Source organism: Bradyrhizobium campsiandrae (genome assembly GCF_014529705.1).
Lineage (GTDB): Bacteria > Pseudomonadota > Alphaproteobacteria > Rhizobiales > Xanthobacteraceae > Bradyrhizobium > Bradyrhizobium campsiandrae.
The window spans coordinates 66,492-86,768 of sequence record NZ_JAANIH010000022.1; the positions used below are offsets into that span (position 1 = coordinate 66,492).

Sequence of the window (20,277 nt, forward strand, 5' to 3'; positions counted from 1 at the left end):
ACCGCTTACTCCGCCATTTTCGGTTCGGTGACGCCGTCTTCGGCCGCCGCGCTTACAGTGGTCAAGGCAGAGCGCTTCTCCTTCGACTGGTCCCGCCAGGCGTTAAAGGTGCCGACGATGCCCTTCGGCAGCAGCAGCGTCACCAGGATGAACAGCGCACCCAGCATGAACAGCCAGTACGGCGCCAGCACGCCCGATGTGAAGAACGTCTTGGCGTAGTTGACGACGATGGCACCGAGCGCCGCGCCGACCAGCGTGCCGCGGCCGCCGACAGCGACCCAGATCACCGCCTCGATCGAGTTGCCCGGTGCGAATTCGGATGGGTTGATGATGCCGACCTGCGGCACGTAGAGCGCGCCTGCGACGCCGGCCATGCAGGCCGACAGCGTGAACACGAACAGCTTGTAGGATTCGACGCGGTAGCCGAGGAAGCGGCTGCGCGATTCCGCGTCGCGGATCGCGATCAGCACCTTGCCGAGCTTGGAGGACACGACGGTGCGGCAGATCAGGAAGCTGGCGATCAGCGCCAGGCAGCTCAGCGCGAACAGCGCCGCGCGCGTGCCCTCGGCCTGGACGTTGAAGCCCAGGATATCCTTGAAGTCGGTCAGCCCGTTGTTGCCGCCGAAGCCGAAATCATTGCGGAAGAAGGCGAGCAGCAGCGCGTAGGTCATCGCCTGGGTGATGATCGACAGGTACACGCCGGTGACGCGGGAGCGGAAGGCGAGCCAGCCGAAGCAGAAGGCAAGCAGGCCCGGCACGAGCAAGACCATCAACGCGGCGAACCAGAACATGTCGAAGCCGTACCAGGTCCAGGGCAGCTTCGAATAATTCAGGAACACCATGAAGTCGGGCAGGATGGGATTACCGTAGACGCCGCGGGTGCCGATCTGCCGCATCAGATACATGCCCATGGCGTAGCCACCGAGCGCGAAGAAGGCGCCGTGGCCGAGCGAGAGGATGCCGCAATAGCCCCAGATCAGGTCGATCGCGAGCGCGAGAATGGCGTAGCAGACATATTTGCCCCAGAGCGCGACCAGATAGGTCGGCACCTGCAGGAACGAGCCCGCCGGCAGCAGCAGGTTGGACAGCGGGATCAGGATGCCGCAGGCGGCGACAACGGCGAGGAAGATCGCCGCGCCGCGGTCCAGCGATCGCGTCAGCATGTGAGGGGTCATGCTTCCACCGCACGGCCCTTGAGCGCGAACAGGCCGCGCGGCCGCTTTTGAATGAACAGGATGATCAGGACCAGGATCGCGATCTTGCCGAGCACGGCGCCGGCGACAGGCTCCAGGAATTTGTTGGCGATGCCGAGCGTGAAGGCGCCGACCAGGGTCCCCCATAGATTGCCCACGCCGCCGAACACCACGACCATGAAGCTGTCGATGATGTAGCTCTGGCCGAGATTCGGGCTGACATTGTCGATCTGCGACAGCGCCACGCCGGCGATGCCGGCGATGCCCGAACCGAGCCCGAAGGTCAGCGCATCGACGCGTGAGGTGGCAATGCCCATCGAGGCCGCCATGCGGCGGTTCTGCGTCACCGCGCGCATCTCGAGGCCGATGGCGCTGTAGCGCAGCATCGCGAGCAGGATCGCGAACACGGCGAGCGTGAAGCAGAGAATCCAGAGCCTGTTGTACGTGATGGTGATCTGGCCGAGCTCGAATGCGCCGCTCATCCAGGAGGGGTTGCCGACCTCGCGATTGGTCGGGCCGAACATGGTGCGGACCGCCTGCTGCAACACCAAGGACAGGCCCCAGGTCGCGAGCAGCGTCTCAAGCGGCCGACCGTAGAGGAAGCGGATGATGCTGCGCTCGATCAGCATGCCGATGGCCCCGGCGACGAGGAAGGCCAGTGGCACGGCGATCAGCAGCGAATAGTCGAACAGAGCGGGATAGCGGGTGCGGATCACCTCCTGCACCACGAAGGTGGTGTAGGCCCCGATCATCACCATCTCGCCATGGGCCATGTTGATGACGCCCATCACGCCGAAGGTGATGGCAAGCCCGATCGCGGCGAGCAGCAGCACAGAGCCGAGCGACAGGCCATACCAGGCGTTCTGCACCGTGGACCAGACCGCGAGCGATGACTGGATCGAGCCGATCGCGCTCGCGGCCGCCTTGGTGACCGAAGCCGGCTGGTCGGTGCCGATATCGGACAGCAGCGCCAGTGCGTCCTGATCGCCGCGCGCCTTGATGGTGGCGACGGCCTCGAGCTTCTGTACTTCGGTGGCGTCGGACTTGAACAGCAGGATCGCCGCACGGGCTTCGCCGAGCGCGGTCTTGACGGATTTGTTGGTTTCCTTGGCGAGCGCACTTTCGACGGGCTCGAGCGCCGTTTCCTCGCGAGACTTGAAGACGGACTGCGCAGCCTGGAGCCGCGCGCCGAGATCGGGCGACTGCAGCGTCAAGCTGCCGAGCGCGGCATCGACGCTGCGGCGCAGGCGGTTGTTGAGCCGAACCGCGCTGGCGCTATCGGGCACGCTGGCGACGGCCTCGCCGGTTGCGGCATCGATCGACTTGCCGTCGGTGCCGGTGACGTAGACCTTCTTGCTGTCGGGATCGGCCATCAAGCGACCGTCCTGGAGCGCGCTGATGATCGGGAAAGCTAGCTTGTTACCACTGCTAGCGACCGTGCCGATCGCTTCTTCGGTATCGGAATAATCGTCGTTGGCAAATTTGGCGACCGCATCCTCGAACGGACCGGCAAAGGCCGGCAGTGCGAACGCGATCAGGAAAAGCGAGAGGACAAAGCTACAGAGACGGGCGGATAAATTTGATAGCACTGTGGATCACCCCGGCAGAAGTGGGAAGAAGGCGGCGGAATAGCCGCCTTCTCCCGTCGTGCAGTCGAATGTCAGATCCGGATCAGGAGCCGGAGCCGAGGCACTTGTTGGTCTTGGTGTTGAAGTTGCCGCACTTCTTGCCGACCCAGTCACCGATCAGGTCCTTGGAGCCGTCAAGCTCCTTCGACCAGGCGTCGCCCGCCACGAGACCCGGGGTCTTCCAGACCACGTCGAACTGTCCGTTGCCCTTGATCTCGCCGATGAACACCGGCTTGGTGATGTGGTGGTTCGGCAGCATCTTCGACACGCCACCGGTCAGGTTCGGCGCCTCGATGCCGGGGAGCGCGTCGATCACCTTGTCCGGATCGGTCGACTTCACCTTCTCGACGGCCTTGATCCACATGTTGAAGCCGATCACGTGGGCTTCCATCGGGTCGTTGGTCGTGCGCTTCGGGTTCTTGGTGTAGGCCTGCCAGTCCTTGATGAACTTCTCGTTCGCCGGGGTCTTGATCGACTCGAAGTAGTTCCAGGCAGCGAGATGGCCGACCAGCGGCTTGGTGTCGATGCCGGCGAGTTCTTCCTCACCCACCGAGAACGCGACCACCGGGATGTCCTTCGCCTTGATGCCCTGGTTGCCGAGCTCCTTGTAGAAGGGAACGTTGGCGTCGCCGTTGATGGTCGAGACCACCGCCGTCTTCTTGCCGGCCGAACCGAACTTCTTGATGTCGGCCACGATCGTCTGCCAGTCGGAGTGACCGAACGGCGTGTAGTTGATCATGATGTCTTCCTGGGCGACACCCTTCGACTTCAGATAGGCTTCCAGGATCTTGTTGGTGGTGCGAGGATAGACGTAGTCGGTGCCCGCGAGCACCCAGCGCTTCACCTTCTCTTCCTTCATCAGGTAGTCGACGGCCGGGATTGCCTGCTGGTTCGGAGCGGCGCCGGTGTAGAACACGTTGCGCTCGGATTCCTCGCCCTCGTACTGCACGGGGTAGAACAGGATGTTGTTGAGCTCCTTGAACACCGGGAGTACCGACTTGCGCGACACCGAGGTCCAGCAGCCGAACACGACCGAAACCTTGTCCTTGGTGATCAGCTCGCGCGCCTTCTCGGCGAACAGCGGCCAGTTCGAGGCGGGGTCGACGACGACGGCCTCGAGCTTCTTGCCGAGCACGCCGCCCTTCTTGTTCTGCTCGTCGATCAGGAAGAGAATGGTGTCCTTCAGCGTGGTTTCGCTGATAGCCATGGTGCCTGAAAGGGAGTGCAGGACGCCGACCTTGATGGTGTCGTCAGCGGCCTTGGCACCGGAAATGGACGCCAGACCGAGCATCAGTCCGGCAGTCGCGGCGAGCACGCCGCGGCGGCTAAATGACGCCGCTATATCGTGAATGGATTTGGTAGGCATGGATGTATCATCTCCCTGACGCAGACGTGAAAAGACGCTGCGAAACGGCCCCACGGCCGCCTGCGATTAACGGAATCGCAAGAACCATGCCATGGCCTGGGCACCTGCCAAGTGATTGGTCAACCTCGATAATTTTGCCGCAATCCAAGTATTGCCACGGCCCGATCGCTCAAAATTTGAGCAATAAAAATGTATGCTTCTTTGGCAGACAGTTTATTTTCTGAGCAAAATTGAGCTATTGGCTAAAATTCCGGCATAACTATTTTTGCACCGCAATCGACGCCAGTGAGGGGCTTGCCTTGAAAGCGCCCCGACAATGTTCCATATAGCGGTGGAGATCGCTCGCGAATCGAACGATCGTTGCGAGCCGCGTGTTCTTAAGCCCCTACGGGCCTCTGGCTTGCCCCATATCTCCCAAGCCATCCGACACCCCAAACACGCAGGTGTCTTCTCGACACCCTTTTGCGCGCGCCGCGCTGATTGCGTCGGCCGACCGCATGCGACATGGAAAGATCCATCTTTTGACTTCGTTTCAGGACTTCGGCCTCGCCGAACCCATCGCACGTGCTCTTGCTGAAGAGAATTACGTCACCCCCACCCCCATTCAGGCCCAGACAATCCCCACGGCGCTGACCGGCCGCGACGTCGTCGGCATCGCCCAGACCGGCACCGGCAAGACCGCGTCCTTCGCGCTGCCGATCCTGCATCGCCTGCTCGAGAACCGTATCAAGCCTCAACCCAAGACCGCCCGCGTCCTGGTGCTGTCGCCGACCCGCGAGCTTTCGGGGCAGATCCTCGACAGCTTCAACGCCTATGGCCGCCACATCCGCCTGTCCTCGACGCTCGCCATCGGCGGCGTGCCGATGGGCCGCCAGGTCCGCGCCCTGATGCAGGGCGTCGACGTGCTGGTCGCCACGCCCGGCCGCCTGCTCGATCTGGTGCAGAGCAACGGATTGAAGCTCTCGAGCGTCGAATTCCTCGTGCTCGACGAGGCCGACCGCATGCTCGACATGGGCTTCATCAACGACATCCGCAAAATCGTCGCCAAGCTGCCAATCAAGCGGCAGACGCTGTTCTTCTCGGCCACCATGCCGAAGGACATCGCCGAGCTCGCCGATTCGATGCTGCGTGATCCCGCCCGCGTCGCGGTGACCCCGGTCTCATCGACCGCCGAGCGCATCAACCAGCGCATCATCCAGGTCGACTTCACGGCCAAGCCCGCCTTCCTGACCAAGCTCTTGAAGGACGAGCCGATCAACCGCGCGCTGGTTTTCACGCGCACCAAGCACGGCGCGGACAAGGTGGTGAAGACGCTCGAGCGGGCCGGCATCCCCGCCAGCGCCATCCACGGCAACAAGTCGCAGAACCATCGCGAACGGACGCTGGCACAGTTCCGCTCCGGCGAGATCCGCACCCTGGTCGCCACCGACATCGCCGCCCGCGGCATCGATGTCGACGGCATCACCCACGTCATCAATTTCGACCTGCCCAACGTGCCCGAGACCTATGTGCACCGCATCGGCCGCACCGCGCGCGCCGGCGCCGACGGCACCGCGATCTCGCTGGTCGCCGGCGGCGAGGAGCTCAGCTATCTCCGCGACATCGAGAAGCTGATCCGCGTGGCGCTGCCGCGCGAAGATCTCCGCACCGACGCCGGCCGTCGGGATGCGGGCGCTCCCCCGCCGCAGCAACGACAGGGTCGGCCGGGCGGCCGTCCCGGCCAGCGCCCCCAGGGGGCGCGGCACGGCGACGGACGTCGCGGCGATGACAGGCATGGCGACGGACGCCACCACAGCTCCGGCAAACCGGGCGACGGACGGCCCGGCGAATCGCGGCACGCCGACGGCAGGCATGTGGACGGGCGGCCCGGCAACGGCTCGAAGGGCTCTCGCCGCCGCCGCTCCAATGGTAAGATGCATTCATCGCCAAACGACCGCCCGGAACAGCGTTCCGCGCATAGCGCAGGGGCCCCTGATGGGATACAAGGCGTGGCCTTTTTGCGCCGGGAGAGTCGGCCGAACGGCCACCCGAACCGCAAACCCCATTCGCACTAGCCGTCCACGACCTGGAGAAATTCATGGCTAAGGAAGAGCTGATCCAGTTCGAAGGACTGGTCACCGAAATCCTCCCCGACGCGCGCTACCGCGTGCAGCTCGATGCCGGGCACGAGATCGTCGCCTACACCGCCGGCAAGATGAAGAAGAACCGCATCAAGACGCTGGCAGGAGATCGCGTGACGGTGGAAATGTCGCCTTATGACCTCGAAAAGGGCCGGCTGATTTTCCGCCACAAGGACGAACGTCCCAGCGCGGCGGGTGGACCGCCGCGGCCGGGACAGCGCGGTGGCCAGTTCCGTCGCCGTTAACGGCTTCTGCCGCGCGCATGCGCGGCAATAAAATGCTGACCTGTATACTGATCCGCCGTGCGCATCACGGCGGATCAAAAAATCGTGCGCGTCAGGATTGTTTTGATGCCTTGTTTCTCATAAAATCTGTTCATCGATTTTCGGCCGGACGACATTAGCATCCACCGGTACAGCCGGTTCAGACACGCTGACGACCCTTCCAAAAATTCGATCTAACCGGCCTGCGCAAGCGGGCTCTTACATTGTGTATCTGAGAAGGGACTACCCCGTGAGCATGGGAACCGTGAAGTGGTTTAACGCGACCAAGGGCTATGGCTTCATCCAGCCCGATGACGGCGGCAAGGACGTGTTCGTTCACATCAGCGCCGTCGAGCGCGCCGGCCTCGGCTCGCTGCGCGAAGGCCAGAAGATCTCCTACGAGATCGTCGCCGATCGCCGGTCCGGCAAGTCGGCTGCTGACAACCTGCGCGACGCAGGCTGAGTCCTACGGGCTTTCGGCCTGGAGCACTTCAAACGGACGAACCAAACGAAAGGGCCGTGCGCATGCACGGCCTTTTTTATTCCGGGTCGCACCGGCATCGCCGAGACGGCTCGACGATGCGCCGCCGAAACGCGATTTCAGCAAGACGACGGCACGCCGTTGTAAGCGATACAGGCGACCTGGCGCGGTCGCGTGTAGGAAACATCGCTCAGCGTTATAGCCGACTTTAGAACGTACATGACGGAAGGCGTGTACACGTAGCTCACCTGGCTGAAGATGAGGTACGTCGACGGCAGCAGGAGCGTCGACGGAATCATCGAGGTCACCGTGGTACCGGCCGACAGCGACGGAGGCGGTGTTGTCAACGTCGCCTGCGTCGCTCCGCTCGAAATGATGGCCGACTTGCTCCATTGAATCTTGGCGATGCTGTTCGCGTCGATATAGATCTGAACAAGGGTGCCGGTCACGAGCGTGCTGTCGTAGGGCGAAATGATCGCCATGCTCGCGGTGAACGTGTTCTGGAGATTGATGTCGGTCACCGTCCCGGCGGACTGCGACGTCAAATCGGACAGCGTTCGCGCAATCAGCGTGACCTTGCGATCGATCGCGACCGCAGATGAGAACTCGACGGTGCCGAAGAACATCACGAGCATCAGCGGCACGATAACTGCAAATTCCGTGGCGGCGAGCGCTCTGCTATCGGCAAGAAATTCGCTTGCAGAGGTTCGGCCGGCTCGCAAGATTTTCCCAATCGCCTGCATGGTTTGTTCAAATCCTAATAAGGCTCGTTCTGGAATGCCGCCGTCGCAACGAGAAGGCGCGTGTTGTTGCTGGCACTGCAGGCCAGATTGTAACCAAGCCCAGTCACAAACAGCGGCCACTTGTAGTAGAGCCGCACCACGACGGGCTGCCCGGAAGTCCCGGGATTGTACCCCATATTGGTGCTGTCGAAGTTGCAGGCGTTGAAGTTGGCAAGACTTATTGCGCTAAATGAACTGTAGCTTTCGACGTCGACAACGAGGCTGTTGCAGTCGAACAGCGCGGGTATTTGGCTGCAAACATAAGTCTTGAACGTCGCCTGGGTGCACGGCGTACTCACCGAGTTGACCGCACAGCTGGCCACCGAGCCGGACTGCGCCTGGCCGGTCAACACCACGCGCGCCGAGTTCTGTGCGACGGTCTCCAGCACCTGGCTCGCAAAGAACATCAACGCGGTCTCGATGATGGCAAACAGCAGCGCGAAGAAGACCGGCGCGACCAGCGCGAACTCGACCGCTGCGGAGCCACGGCGATTGCCGCGGAACCGGAGCAGCGCAGTCCGGAGCGTGAACCTCGAAGGTGCAGGCGATGGCATCGCGTCAATTTCCCCAGCGGCGACGATCATTTGCGACGATCAGTACCGGAAACTGATTGTTTAAGTGTTTCAGGCCATGCGCACCGGCCGGGCCGAGTCGTTAAGAACGAGTTAACCACTCAGAGCCGCGGACCCAGGAAGAAGGCAAACCGGCAGCCCACGACGATGCCGGGCGGGACCGGATGGTCCCGCCCGTTGGCCTCACGGCCGATCTTGCTAGTTCGTCTTGGCAGGCGCCGCGCTGGCGGTGCCGCTGGCGTTGCTGTTCAGCGAACCGGCTTGATTCATCGTGTTGTTGAAGTATTGGTCGCTGTCGCCGAGCGTGACGCGACGCTGGCAGAGCGGCATGCAGCTGTAGGACTCCCGCTCTATTCCCCGATAGACGGTGACGAGCCGGTCGCTCGGGCCCTCGACCTGGATCTGCCGATCGATCAGGATCTCGCCGCCGCGATCGAGGGCAATGAAGTTGGTGGCACCGTAGCCTTTGCCTGTGACCACGATCATGCCGCCGGGCTGAAGCGTGACGTCGGCGATCAGGGGATTGCCGACCACGATCGTCGCGACCTTGCCGGGCAGCCGCACCAGCTTGGCCTGGTCGACATTCACGGCAATGGTATCGACGGTGGGCTCGGCGAGGCCAATGGAAGGCGAAGCCAGCACAGCGGCTGCAGCCAGAAGACAGATGCGCCCATGACGGCGCAGGAACTCGTTACGCATACTCTTACCCCGGGACGTCACAAACCGGCATAATCAATCAGGAAGCGGAGCCGGCGCCCGACCCGGTTAACCTGCCTGTAATTCGTGAACGTTCCGCAAATTCGCCGACTATTGTTCTAACGGACCGGCAATTTGTCGGCGCGCGGTGCCTCAGCGCCGGAATGGATAGGCAAGCTGGCCGGGGAATTCCTTCGGCATGGTCGCTTCGTCCTTGCCGTAATCCTGCGGCAGTTGTCCCACCGGCATTCGGAAGGTACCGAACAGCACATCCCAGATCGGGAAAGTGCCGGCGAAATTGGTGTCGCCCCCCTCTTCCAGCGGCGTGTGGTGCCAGCGGTGAAATACCGGCGTCGCCAGCACGTATCGGAACGGCCCGAAAGTCCAGTTCAGGTTGGCGTGCACGAAGGCCGAATGGAAGGTCGTGAACGGACCGACCCAGATCATCACGTTCGGCGAAATACCGGCCATCAGCAGCACGACGTCGACGCCGATCGTGCCGAGCATCAGATTCACCGGATGGAATCGCGCCGCCGAGATCCAGCTGATCTCCTCCGAAGAGTGATGGACCGCATGGTATTTCCAGAACTCGCCGCCATGGAACAGCCGATGCAGCCAGTACAGCATGAAGTCGGACGCTACCAGAAACAGCGCGGCCTGCATCCAGAGCGGCAGTTGCGACAGCGGACCATGGCCGTTGTCGTAGAAGGCGATCAGCTCGTCGGCGTCGTGAATGTTGAAGACGATGCCCGCGGTAACGATCAGCAGTCCGATCCGCATGGTGCGCGCGAACACCGGAACGAAGAACCAGTAGCAGATGTCGGTCACGATCTCGCGCTTGCGCCACCACGACGGACCGGGATTGCACGCCCAGAAATGCTCGAGCACCGTGAACACGACCGCGAGCACGAAAGTGACAGGTATCACCTTCTCGATGGTCTCGCCCAGCATCAGGGCGACTTGCATGGGCAGGCTCAACATCATCGTTTCTCTTTCGCGCTGCTGATCTCTCCTACGCCTACTCCGCGAAATTTAAGGGAGGGTGAAGTTGACGTGCGGTTCGGAACTCGACCGAATTGCAAGGGGCGCCTTAAGGCGAAATTCACTCTGGCCAAAACCATCGTGCAAGACCCGGGTTTGAGCGATCGAATTAACCCCGCCGAAAGAGCTCGGCTCACATGGTCGGCGCGTCAAGTCAGCGCCGCACGTGGCGACCTCACCCAGATGGAGTTTAGTTCATGAAGAACCTGATCGCGCGTTTCGCCAAGGATGAATCCGGCGCCACCGCCATCGAATACGGCCTGATCGCCGCCGGCATCGCGCTGGCCATCATCACCGTCGTCAACAGCCTCGGCACCACGCTGAACTCCAAGTTCGGTTCGATCAGCACCTCGCTCAAGTAAGCCGACCGACAAATGACGGCAAAAGCCCCGGACCTCCGGGGCCTTTGTTTTTCTGAAATGTGCGAGTTCCAGTGACGTTGCGTAAGCACAGGACCGATGCCGCGGTTGCGGCGAACGAGGCGGCGGCGACGCGCATGGACGCGTCGGCCTATTGGGTCTGCCTTGCGCTGCTGCTCGCGGTGGTCACGCTCGCGATGCGCATCGCCAGCACGTGGTGAGACCGGCGGCGTCCGACGACCGGCCCCGAAACAGCTGCGGCCGTTGTCGGTTTGTTTAGCACTGCCCGCTAGCATGCGTCGACGCCCCGATCCGCCGACAGACCAGGCCTCAAGACGCAGCCCATGATCCTCGACCTCGCGCGCCTCATGCTCTTCCCGGCCCTGATGGCGTTCGCGGCCGCCAGCGATCTCTTCACCATGACAATCTCGAATCGCGTGTCGCTGGCGCTGGTCGCAGGTTTCTTCGTGCTCGCCTTTGCCGGTGGCATGGCACCTTACGAGGTGCTGAGCCATGTCGGCGCCGGCGCGCTGCTCCTGGTCGTCGCCTTCACCTGCTTTGCGATGGGCTGGATGGGAGGCGGCGACGCCAAGGTCGCAGCTTCCGTGGCGCTCTGGTTCGGCTTCGCTCAATTGATGGACTTCCTGCTCTACGCATCGCTGTTCGGCGGAGCGCTGACGCTGATCCTGCTGCAGTTCCGGCAATGGCCGCTACCTTACGGACTCGCCGGGCAGGCCTGGCTCGCGCGACTGCACGACAAGCAGACCGGCATTCCCTACGGCATCGCGCTCGCGCTTGGCGCGTTGCTGGTCTATCCCGAGACCGAATGGGTGAAGGCGATCGACCTCGCTCACCTCGCACTGCGCTGAACGCCCTGGATAAACCCGGCGTTAAGGCGATTTAGATACGCCTCATTAACCATGCTTTGACGAATAGCTGGTCAACTGCCGATTACGGCGGCGGCAGCGTCGCGGCGTTCTGTGGAAAGTGAAGCGTATGAATAGGGCACGCATAGTCGTCCTGACGGTCGCCATCTGCGCCGGCGGTGTCGCCGCGTATCTGGCGAGCAGCTCGGACTCTGCGCCGCCGCCAGCAGCTCCGGTCGCGCAGCTTCCCACCACCGACGTTCTGGTCGCCAAGAACGACATCGGCCTCGGTCAGACCGTGAAGCCGGAAGACGTGCAGTGGCAGACCTGGCCGACCGCGACCGCCAGCGCCACCTTTATCCGTCGTAACGAGCGCCCCGACGGCGCGACCCAGGTCACCGGCTCGATTGCGCGCGCCCCCTTTATCCAGGGCGAGCCGATCCGCGACCAGAAGCTGGTCAAGGCCGATGGCTCCGGCTTCATGGCCGCGATCCTGCCGTCCGGCATGCGTGCCATCTCCACCGAAATCTCGCCGGAGACCGGTGCCGGCGGATTCATTCTGCCGAACGACCGCGTCGACGTGATTCTCACACGCCGCCTCAAGAACCCGGACCAGAGCGCCGGCGCGCCCGACATCGTCAAGTCCGAGATCCTCCTGGTCAACGTTCGCGTGCTGGCCATCGACCAGGCGCCGAAGGAGAAGGACGGCCAGAACGCGGTCATCGGCAAGACCGTGACCCTGGAGCTCAATCCCGCGCAGACGCAGATACTGTCTTCTGGTCGCCAGGCCGGAACGCTGTCGCTGGCGCTGCGCAGCATTGCCGACGTCAAGATGAGCGAGATCACGCTCGATGATGCCGCGCAGAAGCGCGAGGGCGTTTCGATCATTCGCTACGGCGTCCAGAGCCAGGCGTCGAAGGCACAATGAGGACAGTCGATATGAAATGCAGGGCAGATCTGGCGACGCTGCGGACCTCGATGGTTCGCGCCCTGTCGTTCTCGGCCGCTCTCGCGCTGACGCTCGATCCCGCGCTGACGCCGGTGATCGCGGCAGATTACCGGCCCACCGCGCCCGTCGCGGCCGATGGCCAGATGAATGCGCGCTTCGTCTCGCTCGGCGTCGGCAAGGCGATCGTGATCGACCTGCCGCGCGACATCAAGGACGTGCTCGTCGCCGATCCCAAGATCGCCAATGCGGTGGTCCGCTCCTCGCAGCGAGCCTACATCATCGGTGCCTCGGTCGGGCAGACCAACATCGTATTCTTCGATTCCGCCGGCCAGCAGATCGCCGCCTATGACATCGCGGTCAAGCGCGACCTCAACGGCGCGCGGGCCGCGCTGAAGCAGATCCTGCCCAATTCCGACATCCAGATCGACGGTCTCGGCGACGGTGTCGTCCTGAGCGGCACGGCGGCCAACCCAATCGAAGCGCAGCAGGCCAACGATCTCGCCGCCCGCCTTGCCGGCGGCGCCGACAAGGTGGTGAACTCGATCGTGGTCCGCGGCCGCGACCAGGTCATGCTGAAGGTAACGGTCGCGGAAGTCGCGCGCACCATCGTCAAGCAGCTCGGCATCGACCTTACCGCGAACCTGAATTACGGCACCTCGGTGGTGAGCTTCACCAACTCCAATCCGTTCACGGCCCTTGGCCGCAACCTCGTGGACGGCAACAACCTGACCACGAAGTTCGGCGCGGCGCCGTCGGTGCAGGCGACCCTGCGCGCGATGGAAACCGCGGGCGTGATCCGGACTTTGGCCGAACCGAACCTGACCGCGATCTCCGGTGAGTCCGCTACCTTCGTCGCCGGTGGCGAGTTCCCGGTGCCGGCGGGCTATGCGTGCGATCCCACCACGCATGTCTGTACCACCCAGATCAGTTTCAAGAAGTTCGGCATCTCACTCAACTTTACTCCCGTCGTGTTGAGCGAAGGCAAGATCAGTCTGCGCGTGATGACCGAGGTCTCGGAACTGTCGAACGAGAATGCGATCACGCTGTCGCAGGCCGTGACCTCAACTTCGGTCAACTCACTGACCGTGCCTTCGATCAAGACCCGCCGCGCCGAGACGTCACTGGAAATTCCCTCCGGCGGTGCGATGGCGATGGCCGGCCTGATCCAGCAGCAAACCAAGCAGGCGATCAGCGGCTTGCCCGGCCTGATGCAGCTGCCGATCCTCGGCACGCTGTTCCGCAGCCGCGACTTCGTCAACAATACGACCGAGCTGGTCGTGATCGTGACGCCCTACGTCGTGCGTGCAGCGGCGCCAAAGGACCTGTCTCGGCCGGATGACGGCTTCGCGGCGCCCGCGGATCCACAGGCCCAGCTGATCGGCAACGTCAACCGCCTCTATGGCGTGCCGGGCCGGACCGAACCGGCAAAGAACTACCGCGGCACCTACGGCTTCATCACGGACTGACGCGGAACGGGACATAGTTATGACCACACCACGACCCCAGACCCGCTACCGCACCGCCGCTCTCGGTGGCGCACTCGTCGGTATCGCGCTCGCGCTCGGCGGCTGCCAGCACGACGAGGTGGCCACCGCCTCCATTCCCGACGATTACAAGCAGCGTCATCCGATCGCGATCGAGGAACAGAACCGCTCGATCGTCGTGTTCGTCGGCCACGCCCGCGGCGGCCTGACTGCGGGCCAGCGCGCCGACGTGATGGGCCTCGCTTCGACCTGGCTGCACGAGGGCACCGGCGCCATCCACATCGATGTTCCGTCCGGAATGCCCAATGCGCGTCCGGTCGCCGAATCCATGCGCGAGATTCAGGCAATGCTGGCCGCAGCGGGCGTTCCTCCCCGTGGCATCATCTCCCGCCCCTACCAGCCGGAAGACAAGCGCTTCCTGCCGCCGATCCGGCTGACCTATTCGAAGATCGCCGCAGTCGCTGGCCCCTGCGGCCTGTGGCCGGAGGATCTCGGCCCCTCGATGAAAAACAAGAGCTGGTTCGAGAACAAGGACTATTACAATTTCGGCTGCTCTTATCAGCGCAACATGGCGGCCATGATCGACAATCCGTCGGACCTCGAGCAGCCGCGGTCTGAAACCCCGGCCTACACGGCGCGGCGCATCACCGCTCTCGAGAAATACCGCAAGGGGACCGCGACGACCACGACCTATCCCGAGGCCGACAGGGCCAAACTCAGCGACACCGGCAAATGATCAGCTACGCGCGCCAGACTCAGGAAGAGCAGCCGGAGGCTCCCCCGCCGCCGGTGGAGGAGCATATTGCGCCGGCGCCGCGCGTGTCGGTCCAGGCCTTCTGCGAGACCGTGGAAACCGCCGCCGCGGTGCAATCGGCCGGCGAGGATCGCCGTCTGGGCAAGGCACATCTCAAGATCCAGATGGGCGGCATGGCAGCCGCAATCGAGGCCTATCGGTCTGCCCCCACCCCCAATGTGATCGTGCTCGAGAGCGACGCCCGCAATGACCTGCTGGCCGGGCTCGACCAGCTCGCCACCGTCTGCGACGCGGGCACCCGCGTGATCGTGATCGGCCGCATCAACGATGTCATGCTCTATCGCGAGCTGGTGCGCCGCGGCGTCAGCGACTACGTGCTCGCGCCGGTCGGCGCGATCGACGTCGTGCGCTCGATCTGCAACCTGTTCTCGGCGCCCGAGGCCAAGGCTGTCGGCCGCATCATCGCCGTGGTCGGGGCCAAGGGCGGCGTCGGCGCCTCCACCATTTCCCACAACGTCGCCTGGGCGATCGCGCGGGACCTCGCGATGGACGCCGTGGTCGCCGACCTCGATCTCGCCTTCGGTACCGCCGGGCTCGACTACAATCAGGACCCGCCGCAAGGTATCGCGGACGCTGTGTTCTCGCCCGATCGCGTCGATACCGCCTTCATCGACCGCCTGCTGTCGAAATGCACTGACCATTTGAGCCTGCTGGCGGCGCCGGCGACGCTCGACCGGGTCTATGATTTCGGCACCGACGCCTTCGATGCCGTGTTCGACACGCTGCGGGCGACCATGCCCTGCATCGTGCTCGACGTCCCGCATCAATGGTCGGGCTGGACCAAGCGTGCCTTGATCGGTGCCGACGACATCCTGATCGTGGCGGCACCCGACCTTGCCAATCTGCGCAACACCAAGAACCTGTTCGATCTCCTGAAGGCCGCGCGCCCGAACGACCGCCCACCGCTGTACTGCTTGAACCAGGTCGGCATTCCGAAGCGGCCGGAGATCGCAGCAGCCGAATTCGCCAAGGCGATCGAGAGCCAGCCGGTGGTCTCGATCCCGTTCGAGCCGCAAACCTTCGGCGCGGCGGCCAACAACGGCCAGATGATCGCGGAGATCTCCGCCAACCACAAGTCGATCGAAATGTTTCTCCAGATCGCCCAGCGCCTGACCGGCCGGAGCGAGACGAAGAAACAAAAGTCGTCCTTGTTTTCACCGCTGATTGAGAAGTTGCGGGGAAAATAAGCCGCCGCATGGAGTTGTTAAGTGTTCGGTAAGCGTAGCGGAACAGACACCGACTTTCGGGCTCCCAAGCCCGGCGCCGTGTCGCCAGAGCCTGCCCAGGCTCCGGCGCCGACGGTGTCGCGCGCCCCGCCCCCGCCGGCCGTCAGCTCGCCGCCGCTCGCCCCTTCCCGGCCCGCGCCGGCCATGGAGACCCGTCGCTCCGACAATTATTACGAGGTCAAGGCGACGATCTTCGGCGCGCTGATCGAGGCCATCGACCTCGCCCAGCTCGCCAAGCTGGACTCCGAATCCGCGCGCGAAGAGATCCGCGACATTGTCAACGAGATCATCGCGATCAAGAACATCGTGATGTCGATCGCCGAGCAGGAAGAGCTGCTCGACGACATCTGCAACGACGTGCTCGGCTACGGACCGCTCGAGCCGCTGCTGGCACGCGACGACATCGCCGACATCATGGTGAACGGGGCCGGCACGGTCTTTATCGAAGTCAGCGGCAAGATCCAGCGCACCGGTATCCGCTTCCGCGACAACCAGCAGCTGCTCAATATCTGCCAACGCATCGTCAGCCAGGTTGGCCGGCGCGTCGACGAATCCTCGCCGATCTGCGACGCGCGCCTCGCCGACGGCTCCCGCGTCAACGCCATCGTGCCGCCGCTCGCGATCGACGGCCCCGCGCTGACCATCCGCAAGTTCAAGAAGGACAAGCTGACGCTCGATCAGCTGGTCAAGTTCGGCGCGATCTCGCCGGAGGGCGCGGAGATTCTCCAAATCATCGGGCGCGTTCGCTGCAACGTGCTGATCTCCGGCGGTACCGGTTCGGGCAAGACCACGCTGCTGAACTGCCTGACCAATTACATCGAGCATGACGAACGCGTCATCACCTGCGAGGACGCGGCCGAGCTCCAGCTGCAGCAGCCCCATGTGGTGCGGCTCGAGACCCGCCCGCCCAACATCGAGGGCGAAGGTCAGGTCACGATGCGCGAGCTGGTACGCAACTGCCTGCGTATGCGTCCCGAGCGCATCATCGTCGGCGAAGTCCGCGGCCCGGAGGCGTTCGACCTGCTCCAGGCCATGAACACCGGCCACGACGGCTCGATGGGGACGCTGCATGCCAACAACCCTCGCGAAGCGCTGTCGCGCTGCGAATCCATGATCACGATGGGCGGCTTCTCCCTGCCTTCGCGCACCATTCGCGAGATGATCTGCGCCTCGATCGACGTCATCGTCCAGGCCGCACGCCTGCGCGACGGCTCGCGCCGCATCACCCACATCACCGAGGTGATGGGAATGGAAGGCGACACCATCATCACCCAGGACATCTTCCTCTACGATCTGGTCGGCGAGGACGCCAACGGCAAGATCATCGGCCAGCATCGGTCGACCGGCATCGGCCGCCCGAAGTTCTGGGAACGCGCCCGCTACTACGGCGAAGAGAAACGCCTCGCCGCCGCGCTCGACGCCGCGGAAAAGAAACCGAATACGTGAGCAGGCCGGCACAGCCATGAACATGCAGGTCCTCGCCCTCGCCTTCCTCGCCACCGCCGCCGTCGGCGGTATCGCCTGGGTCTTCCTCTATCCGATGCTGTCGGGCGAACGGAAGGCCGAGAGCCGCCGTGCATCGATCGCGCGCGCTGAAGCGCCTACGGCGCGTCAGGCCGAAAAGACCCAGCGCTCGCGCCGCGAGCAGGTCGAGACCTCACTGAAGGATCTCGAAGCTCGGCGGACGCAGGAAAAGAATGTGCCGCTCACGGTGCGCCTGTCCCAGGCAGGGCTCGACTGGACGCCGCAGAAATTCTGGATCGTGTCCGGCGTCGTGGCCGGCGTGTTTTTCTTCGGCACGCTGTTCGGCGGCGGCGGCCTGCTCGGTGCGGTCGGTCTCGCCTTTGCCGGCGGCTTCGGCCTGCCGCGCTGGGCGCTGGGCTTCCTGAAGAAGCGTCGCGAGAACAAATTCCTGGCGGCGCTTCCCGACGCCGTGGACGTCATCGTGCGCGGCATCAAGGCCGGCCTGCCGCTGTTCGAATCCATCAAGGTCGTCGCGGCCGACGCGCCGGAGCCGCTGCGCAGCGAATTCCTGGCCATCATCGAGACGCAGGCGATCGGCATGCCGCTCGGCGAGGCCTGCTCGCGCCTCTATGAACGCATGCCGCTGCCCGAGGCCAATTTCTTCGGCATCGTGGTGTCGATCCAGCAGAAGTCCGGCGGCAACCTCTCCGAAGCGCTGGGCAACCTCTCCAAGGTGCTGCGCGACCGCAAGAAGATGAAGGAAAAGATCCAGGCGATGTCGATGGAAGCCAAGGCCTCGGCCGGCATCATCGGTTCGCTGCCGCCGATCGTGATGTTCCTCGTCTATCTCACGACGCCCGGCTACATCTCCCTGCTGTGGACCCATCCCACCGGCCAGCTCATGCTGGTCGGCTGCGTCGTCTGGATGTCCGTCGGCATCATGGTGATGAAGAAGATGATCAACTTCGATTTCTGACGGTGCCGCATGGTCGAGTTCCTTGTTACGAAACTGCATGACGCCCACTTCATGACCATGCTGCTGGCGGCGATTGCCGCCAGCGCCACCGTCTATACGCTGGTGATGCCGCTGTTCGCCGGCGAGGGCCTCTCCAAGCGCATGAAGGCGGTGGCCAGCGAGCGCGAGCGGATCCGGCAGCGCGAACGCGACCGCCTCAACAAGAGCGAGAAGGTCTCGCTGCGCCAGACGCCCAAGCAGATCGTCTCCAAGGTCGTCGAGGACTTCAACCTCACCAAATGGCTGGCGCAGGAAGCTGCGCGCGACAAGCTGATCATGGCGGGCTATCGCGGCCAGGCGCCCTATGTCACGTTCCTGTTCGCGCGCTTGGTGGCCCCGATCGTGCTGTTCGTCGGCTCGGTCGTGTACGTATTCCTGATCGCCAACATGCAGTACTCGACGCCGATCAAGATCGGCTTCTGCGTCGCCGCCGCCTATCTCGGCCTCCAGGCGCCGATGCTGTTCCTGAAGAACGCGATCTCCAAGCGCCAGCTCTCGATCAAGCGCGCCTTCCCCGATGCGCTCGACCTGCTGCTGATCTGCATCGAATCCGGCATGTCGGTGGAAATGGCGTTCCGCAAGGTCGCGACCGAAATCGTCGGACAGTCGATCGCGCTGTCGGAGGAGTTCACCCTGACCACCGCCGAATTGTCCTATCTGCAGGACCGCAAGGTGGCCTATGAGAACCTGGCGAAGCGCACCGGGCTCGAAGGCGTCAAATCGGTCTGTCTGGCGCTGCAGCAGGCGGAGCGCTACGGCACCCCGCTCGGCCAGTCGTTGCGCGTCATGGCGCAGGAAAATCGCGACATGCGCATGAACGAGGCCGAGAAGAAGGCCGCCGCGCTGCCGCCGAAGCTGACGGTGCCGATGATCCTGTTCTTCCTGCCGGTGCTGTTCGTCGTCATTCTCGGACCGACCGGCATCAAGATCTCCGAGCTGCACTGACGCGGGACAAAAACGCGAAAACAACCCCATGCACAGTAGCCGGCCCCGGCCGGCTCGGTGTCGTCCGGATCGCGGCAAGCGTCCGAATGATCGGATGAAATTCAGATTCTCGCGCCAAGGGGCGGCGGATCAGTCCGGCTGGCTCAAGGAGGCAACCGGCGTCCGCTTCGGCGCGCCGCGCGGGGCCTCGTTGCGGTTCAGCATCTCCTTGAGGTAGGCGACATTGGCCGCGGCTTGATCGGGCGGCAGATCCGCCTTCACGATGCTCTCGGCCTCCGTGAAGCGGCCCTGAAGGCCGACCACGAGGCCGAGATTCTGCCGCACCCGCGAACTCGCGCGCGGCGACACATAGGCCTGCCGCAGCACCTCTTCCGCCTTGGGCAGGTCGCGCGAGAGCATGTAGGACAGGCCGAGATTGGACAGCACGCCGGGATCGCCCGGCGCGATCTTCAGCGCGCTCGCATAATAAGCGCGCGCCTCGTCGTGACGGCCCATCTGGTCGAGACAGGTGCCCTGCACCGAGAGCAGGCGCCAGTCCGGATTGTCAGGCGAATGCGCCTTCGACAGCACGTCGAAGGCCTGCTGGAAATTACCGTTGTCCGAGAGCGCGCGGCCATATTGGGCCAGCAGCAGCTTGTTACCGGGATTGGCGATGGTCGCCTGTTCGAGCACGGCGGCGGCCTGGGCATTCTGACCGTTGGCGCGCAAGGCCTGGCCATAGGCCAGTGCCGCGTCCGGATCCTTGGGATTGGCGCGATGGCGCTCGCCATAGGTTTCGACCGCGCGCGCCGGATCGGCTGGGGCGGCGTCCGCCTTCGGCCCGATCGAGCCGGTGACGTCGGAGAGCTTCGACATTGCCGTGCAGCCGCCGAGGCTCGCGGCCGCCAGTGCAATCAGCGAGGCGGAGGCGAGAAGCCGGGCAGGACGGAACCGTTGACGCATGACGCTTTGACTCTCGAGCCTAATGATCGAGCCGAACGCGCCAGCAATAGACCGTTAACCCTAATGGCCGG

At 63.7% G+C, this 20,277-nt stretch carries 21 protein-coding genes; 13 read left to right on the forward strand and 8 right to left on the reverse strand.

Annotated elements, in window-relative coordinates:
- Positions 1–5: 5 nt before the first annotated feature.
- The 3 genes from urtC to urtA all read right to left on the reverse strand — a co-directional run bounded on the left by urtC (position 6) and on the right by urtA (position 4,187).
- Positions 6–1,175, reverse strand: coding sequence for an urea ABC transporter permease subunit UrtC (urtC, locus tag G8O24_RS18145; RefSeq protein WP_188101580.1), 1,170 nt, complete (start codon positions 1,173–1,175; stop codon positions 6–8).
- Positions 1,172–2,782 (reverse strand): urea ABC transporter permease subunit UrtB, encoded by a 1,611-nt coding sequence (gene urtB, locus G8O24_RS18150; protein ID WP_188101582.1) that lies wholly within the window; start codon positions 2,780–2,782, stop codon positions 1,172–1,174. Before urtB ends, urtC begins: the two co-directional genes overlap by 4 nt.
- Before the next feature lie 82 nt (positions 2,783–2,864).
- Positions 2,865–4,187, reverse strand: coding sequence for an urea ABC transporter substrate-binding protein (gene urtA, locus G8O24_RS18155; protein WP_188101584.1), 1,323 nt, complete (start codon positions 4,185–4,187; stop codon positions 2,865–2,867).
- Positions 4,188–4,708: 521 nt separating this feature from the next.
- Between urtA and G8O24_RS18160 the strand changes: the two genes are divergently transcribed.
- From G8O24_RS18160 to G8O24_RS18170, 3 genes are all read left to right on the forward strand, one after another.
- Complete coding sequence (locus G8O24_RS18160; RefSeq protein ID WP_188101586.1) at positions 4,709–6,241, forward strand: DEAD/DEAH box helicase; 1,533 nt, start codon at positions 4,709–4,711, stop codon at positions 6,239–6,241.
- A gap of 23 nt (positions 6,242–6,264) precedes the next feature.
- Complete coding sequence (gene infA, locus G8O24_RS18165) at positions 6,265–6,552, forward strand: translation initiation factor IF-1 (RefSeq protein WP_092292310.1); 288 nt, start codon at positions 6,265–6,267, stop codon at positions 6,550–6,552.
- Positions 6,553–6,820: 268 nt separating this feature from the next.
- On the forward strand, positions 6,821–7,033 hold the full coding sequence (locus tag G8O24_RS18170) for a cold-shock protein (protein ID WP_188101588.1): 213 nt from the start codon (positions 6,821–6,823) through the stop codon (positions 7,031–7,033).
- Positions 7,034–7,170: 137 nt separating this feature from the next.
- Here the strand turns inward: G8O24_RS18170 and G8O24_RS18175 are convergent, their stop codons facing one another.
- The 4 genes from G8O24_RS18175 to G8O24_RS18190 form a co-directional block, all read right to left on the reverse strand.
- Entirely contained in the window at positions 7,171–7,794 is a 624-nt protein-coding gene (locus tag G8O24_RS18175; RefSeq protein ID WP_188101677.1) for a TadE/TadG family type IV pilus assembly protein, read from the reverse strand.
- Between the two features lie 14 nt (positions 7,795–7,808).
- Positions 7,809–8,387 (reverse strand): TadE/TadG family type IV pilus assembly protein, encoded by a 579-nt coding sequence (locus G8O24_RS18180; protein WP_188101679.1) that lies wholly within the window; start codon positions 8,385–8,387, stop codon positions 7,809–7,811.
- A 216-nt stretch (positions 8,388–8,603) separates the two neighbouring features.
- Positions 8,604–9,104 (reverse strand): pilus assembly protein N-terminal domain-containing protein, encoded by a 501-nt coding sequence (locus G8O24_RS18185; RefSeq protein ID WP_188101590.1) that lies wholly within the window; start codon positions 9,102–9,104, stop codon positions 8,604–8,606.
- A gap of 150 nt (positions 9,105–9,254) precedes the next feature.
- Entirely contained in the window at positions 9,255–10,082 is an 828-nt protein-coding gene (locus G8O24_RS18190) for a sterol desaturase family protein (protein WP_188101592.1), read from the reverse strand.
- 257 nt (positions 10,083–10,339) lie between these two features.
- On the opposite strand from G8O24_RS18190, the gene G8O24_RS18195 reads away from it, so the two are divergent.
- The 10 genes from G8O24_RS18195 (at position 10,340) to G8O24_RS18240 (ending at position 19,264) form a co-directional block, all read left to right on the forward strand.
- Positions 10,340–10,504, forward strand: a complete 165-nt coding sequence (locus tag G8O24_RS18195; protein WP_188101594.1) for a Flp family type IVb pilin — start codon at positions 10,340–10,342, stop codon at positions 10,502–10,504.
- 71 nt (positions 10,505–10,575) lie between these two features.
- Entirely contained in the window at positions 10,576–10,722 is a 147-nt protein-coding gene (locus G8O24_RS18200) for a hypothetical protein (RefSeq protein ID WP_188101595.1), read from the forward strand.
- Positions 10,723–10,845: 123 nt separating this feature from the next.
- Complete coding sequence (locus G8O24_RS18205) at positions 10,846–11,370, forward strand: A24 family peptidase (RefSeq protein ID WP_188101598.1); 525 nt, start codon at positions 10,846–10,848, stop codon at positions 11,368–11,370.
- A gap of 127 nt (positions 11,371–11,497) precedes the next feature.
- A complete protein-coding gene (gene cpaB, locus G8O24_RS18210) occupies positions 11,498–12,295 on the forward strand; it encodes a Flp pilus assembly protein CpaB (RefSeq protein ID WP_188101600.1) in 798 nt (265 codons plus the stop codon).
- Between the two features lie 11 nt (positions 12,296–12,306).
- Positions 12,307–13,782: a type II and III secretion system protein family protein gene (locus G8O24_RS18215; RefSeq protein ID WP_188101602.1), complete on the forward strand. Its 1,476-nt coding sequence runs from the start codon at positions 12,307–12,309 to the stop codon at positions 13,780–13,782.
- 19 nt (positions 13,783–13,801) lie between these two features.
- The gene (locus G8O24_RS18220) at positions 13,802–14,536 is read left to right on the forward strand and encodes a CpaD family pilus assembly protein (RefSeq protein ID WP_188101604.1); all 735 of its coding nucleotides are present in this window, start codon (positions 13,802–13,804) and stop codon (positions 14,534–14,536) included.
- Positions 14,533–15,801: a CpaE/TadZ family protein gene (locus G8O24_RS18225; RefSeq protein WP_188101606.1), complete on the forward strand. Its 1,269-nt coding sequence runs from the start codon at positions 14,533–14,535 to the stop codon at positions 15,799–15,801. Before G8O24_RS18220 ends, G8O24_RS18225 begins: the two co-directional genes overlap by 4 nt.
- A 21-nt stretch (positions 15,802–15,822) precedes the next feature.
- A complete protein-coding gene (locus tag G8O24_RS18230; protein ID WP_188101608.1) occupies positions 15,823–17,286 on the forward strand; it encodes a TadA family conjugal transfer-associated ATPase in 1,464 nt (487 codons plus the stop codon).
- A 16-nt stretch (positions 17,287–17,302) separates the two neighbouring features.
- The gene (locus G8O24_RS18235) at positions 17,303–18,280 is read left to right on the forward strand and encodes a type II secretion system F family protein (protein WP_188101610.1); all 978 of its coding nucleotides are present in this window, start codon (positions 17,303–17,305) and stop codon (positions 18,278–18,280) included.
- Positions 18,281–18,289: 9 nt separating this feature from the next.
- Positions 18,290–19,264, forward strand: a complete 975-nt coding sequence (locus G8O24_RS18240; protein WP_188101612.1) for a type II secretion system F family protein — start codon at positions 18,290–18,292, stop codon at positions 19,262–19,264.
- 129 nt (positions 19,265–19,393) lie between these two features.
- Here G8O24_RS18240 and G8O24_RS18245 read toward each other — a convergent pair whose 3' ends face one another.
- A complete protein-coding gene (locus G8O24_RS18245) occupies positions 19,394–20,206 on the reverse strand; it encodes a tetratricopeptide repeat protein (protein WP_188101614.1) in 813 nt (270 codons plus the stop codon).
- Positions 20,207–20,277 lie beyond the last annotated feature (71 nt).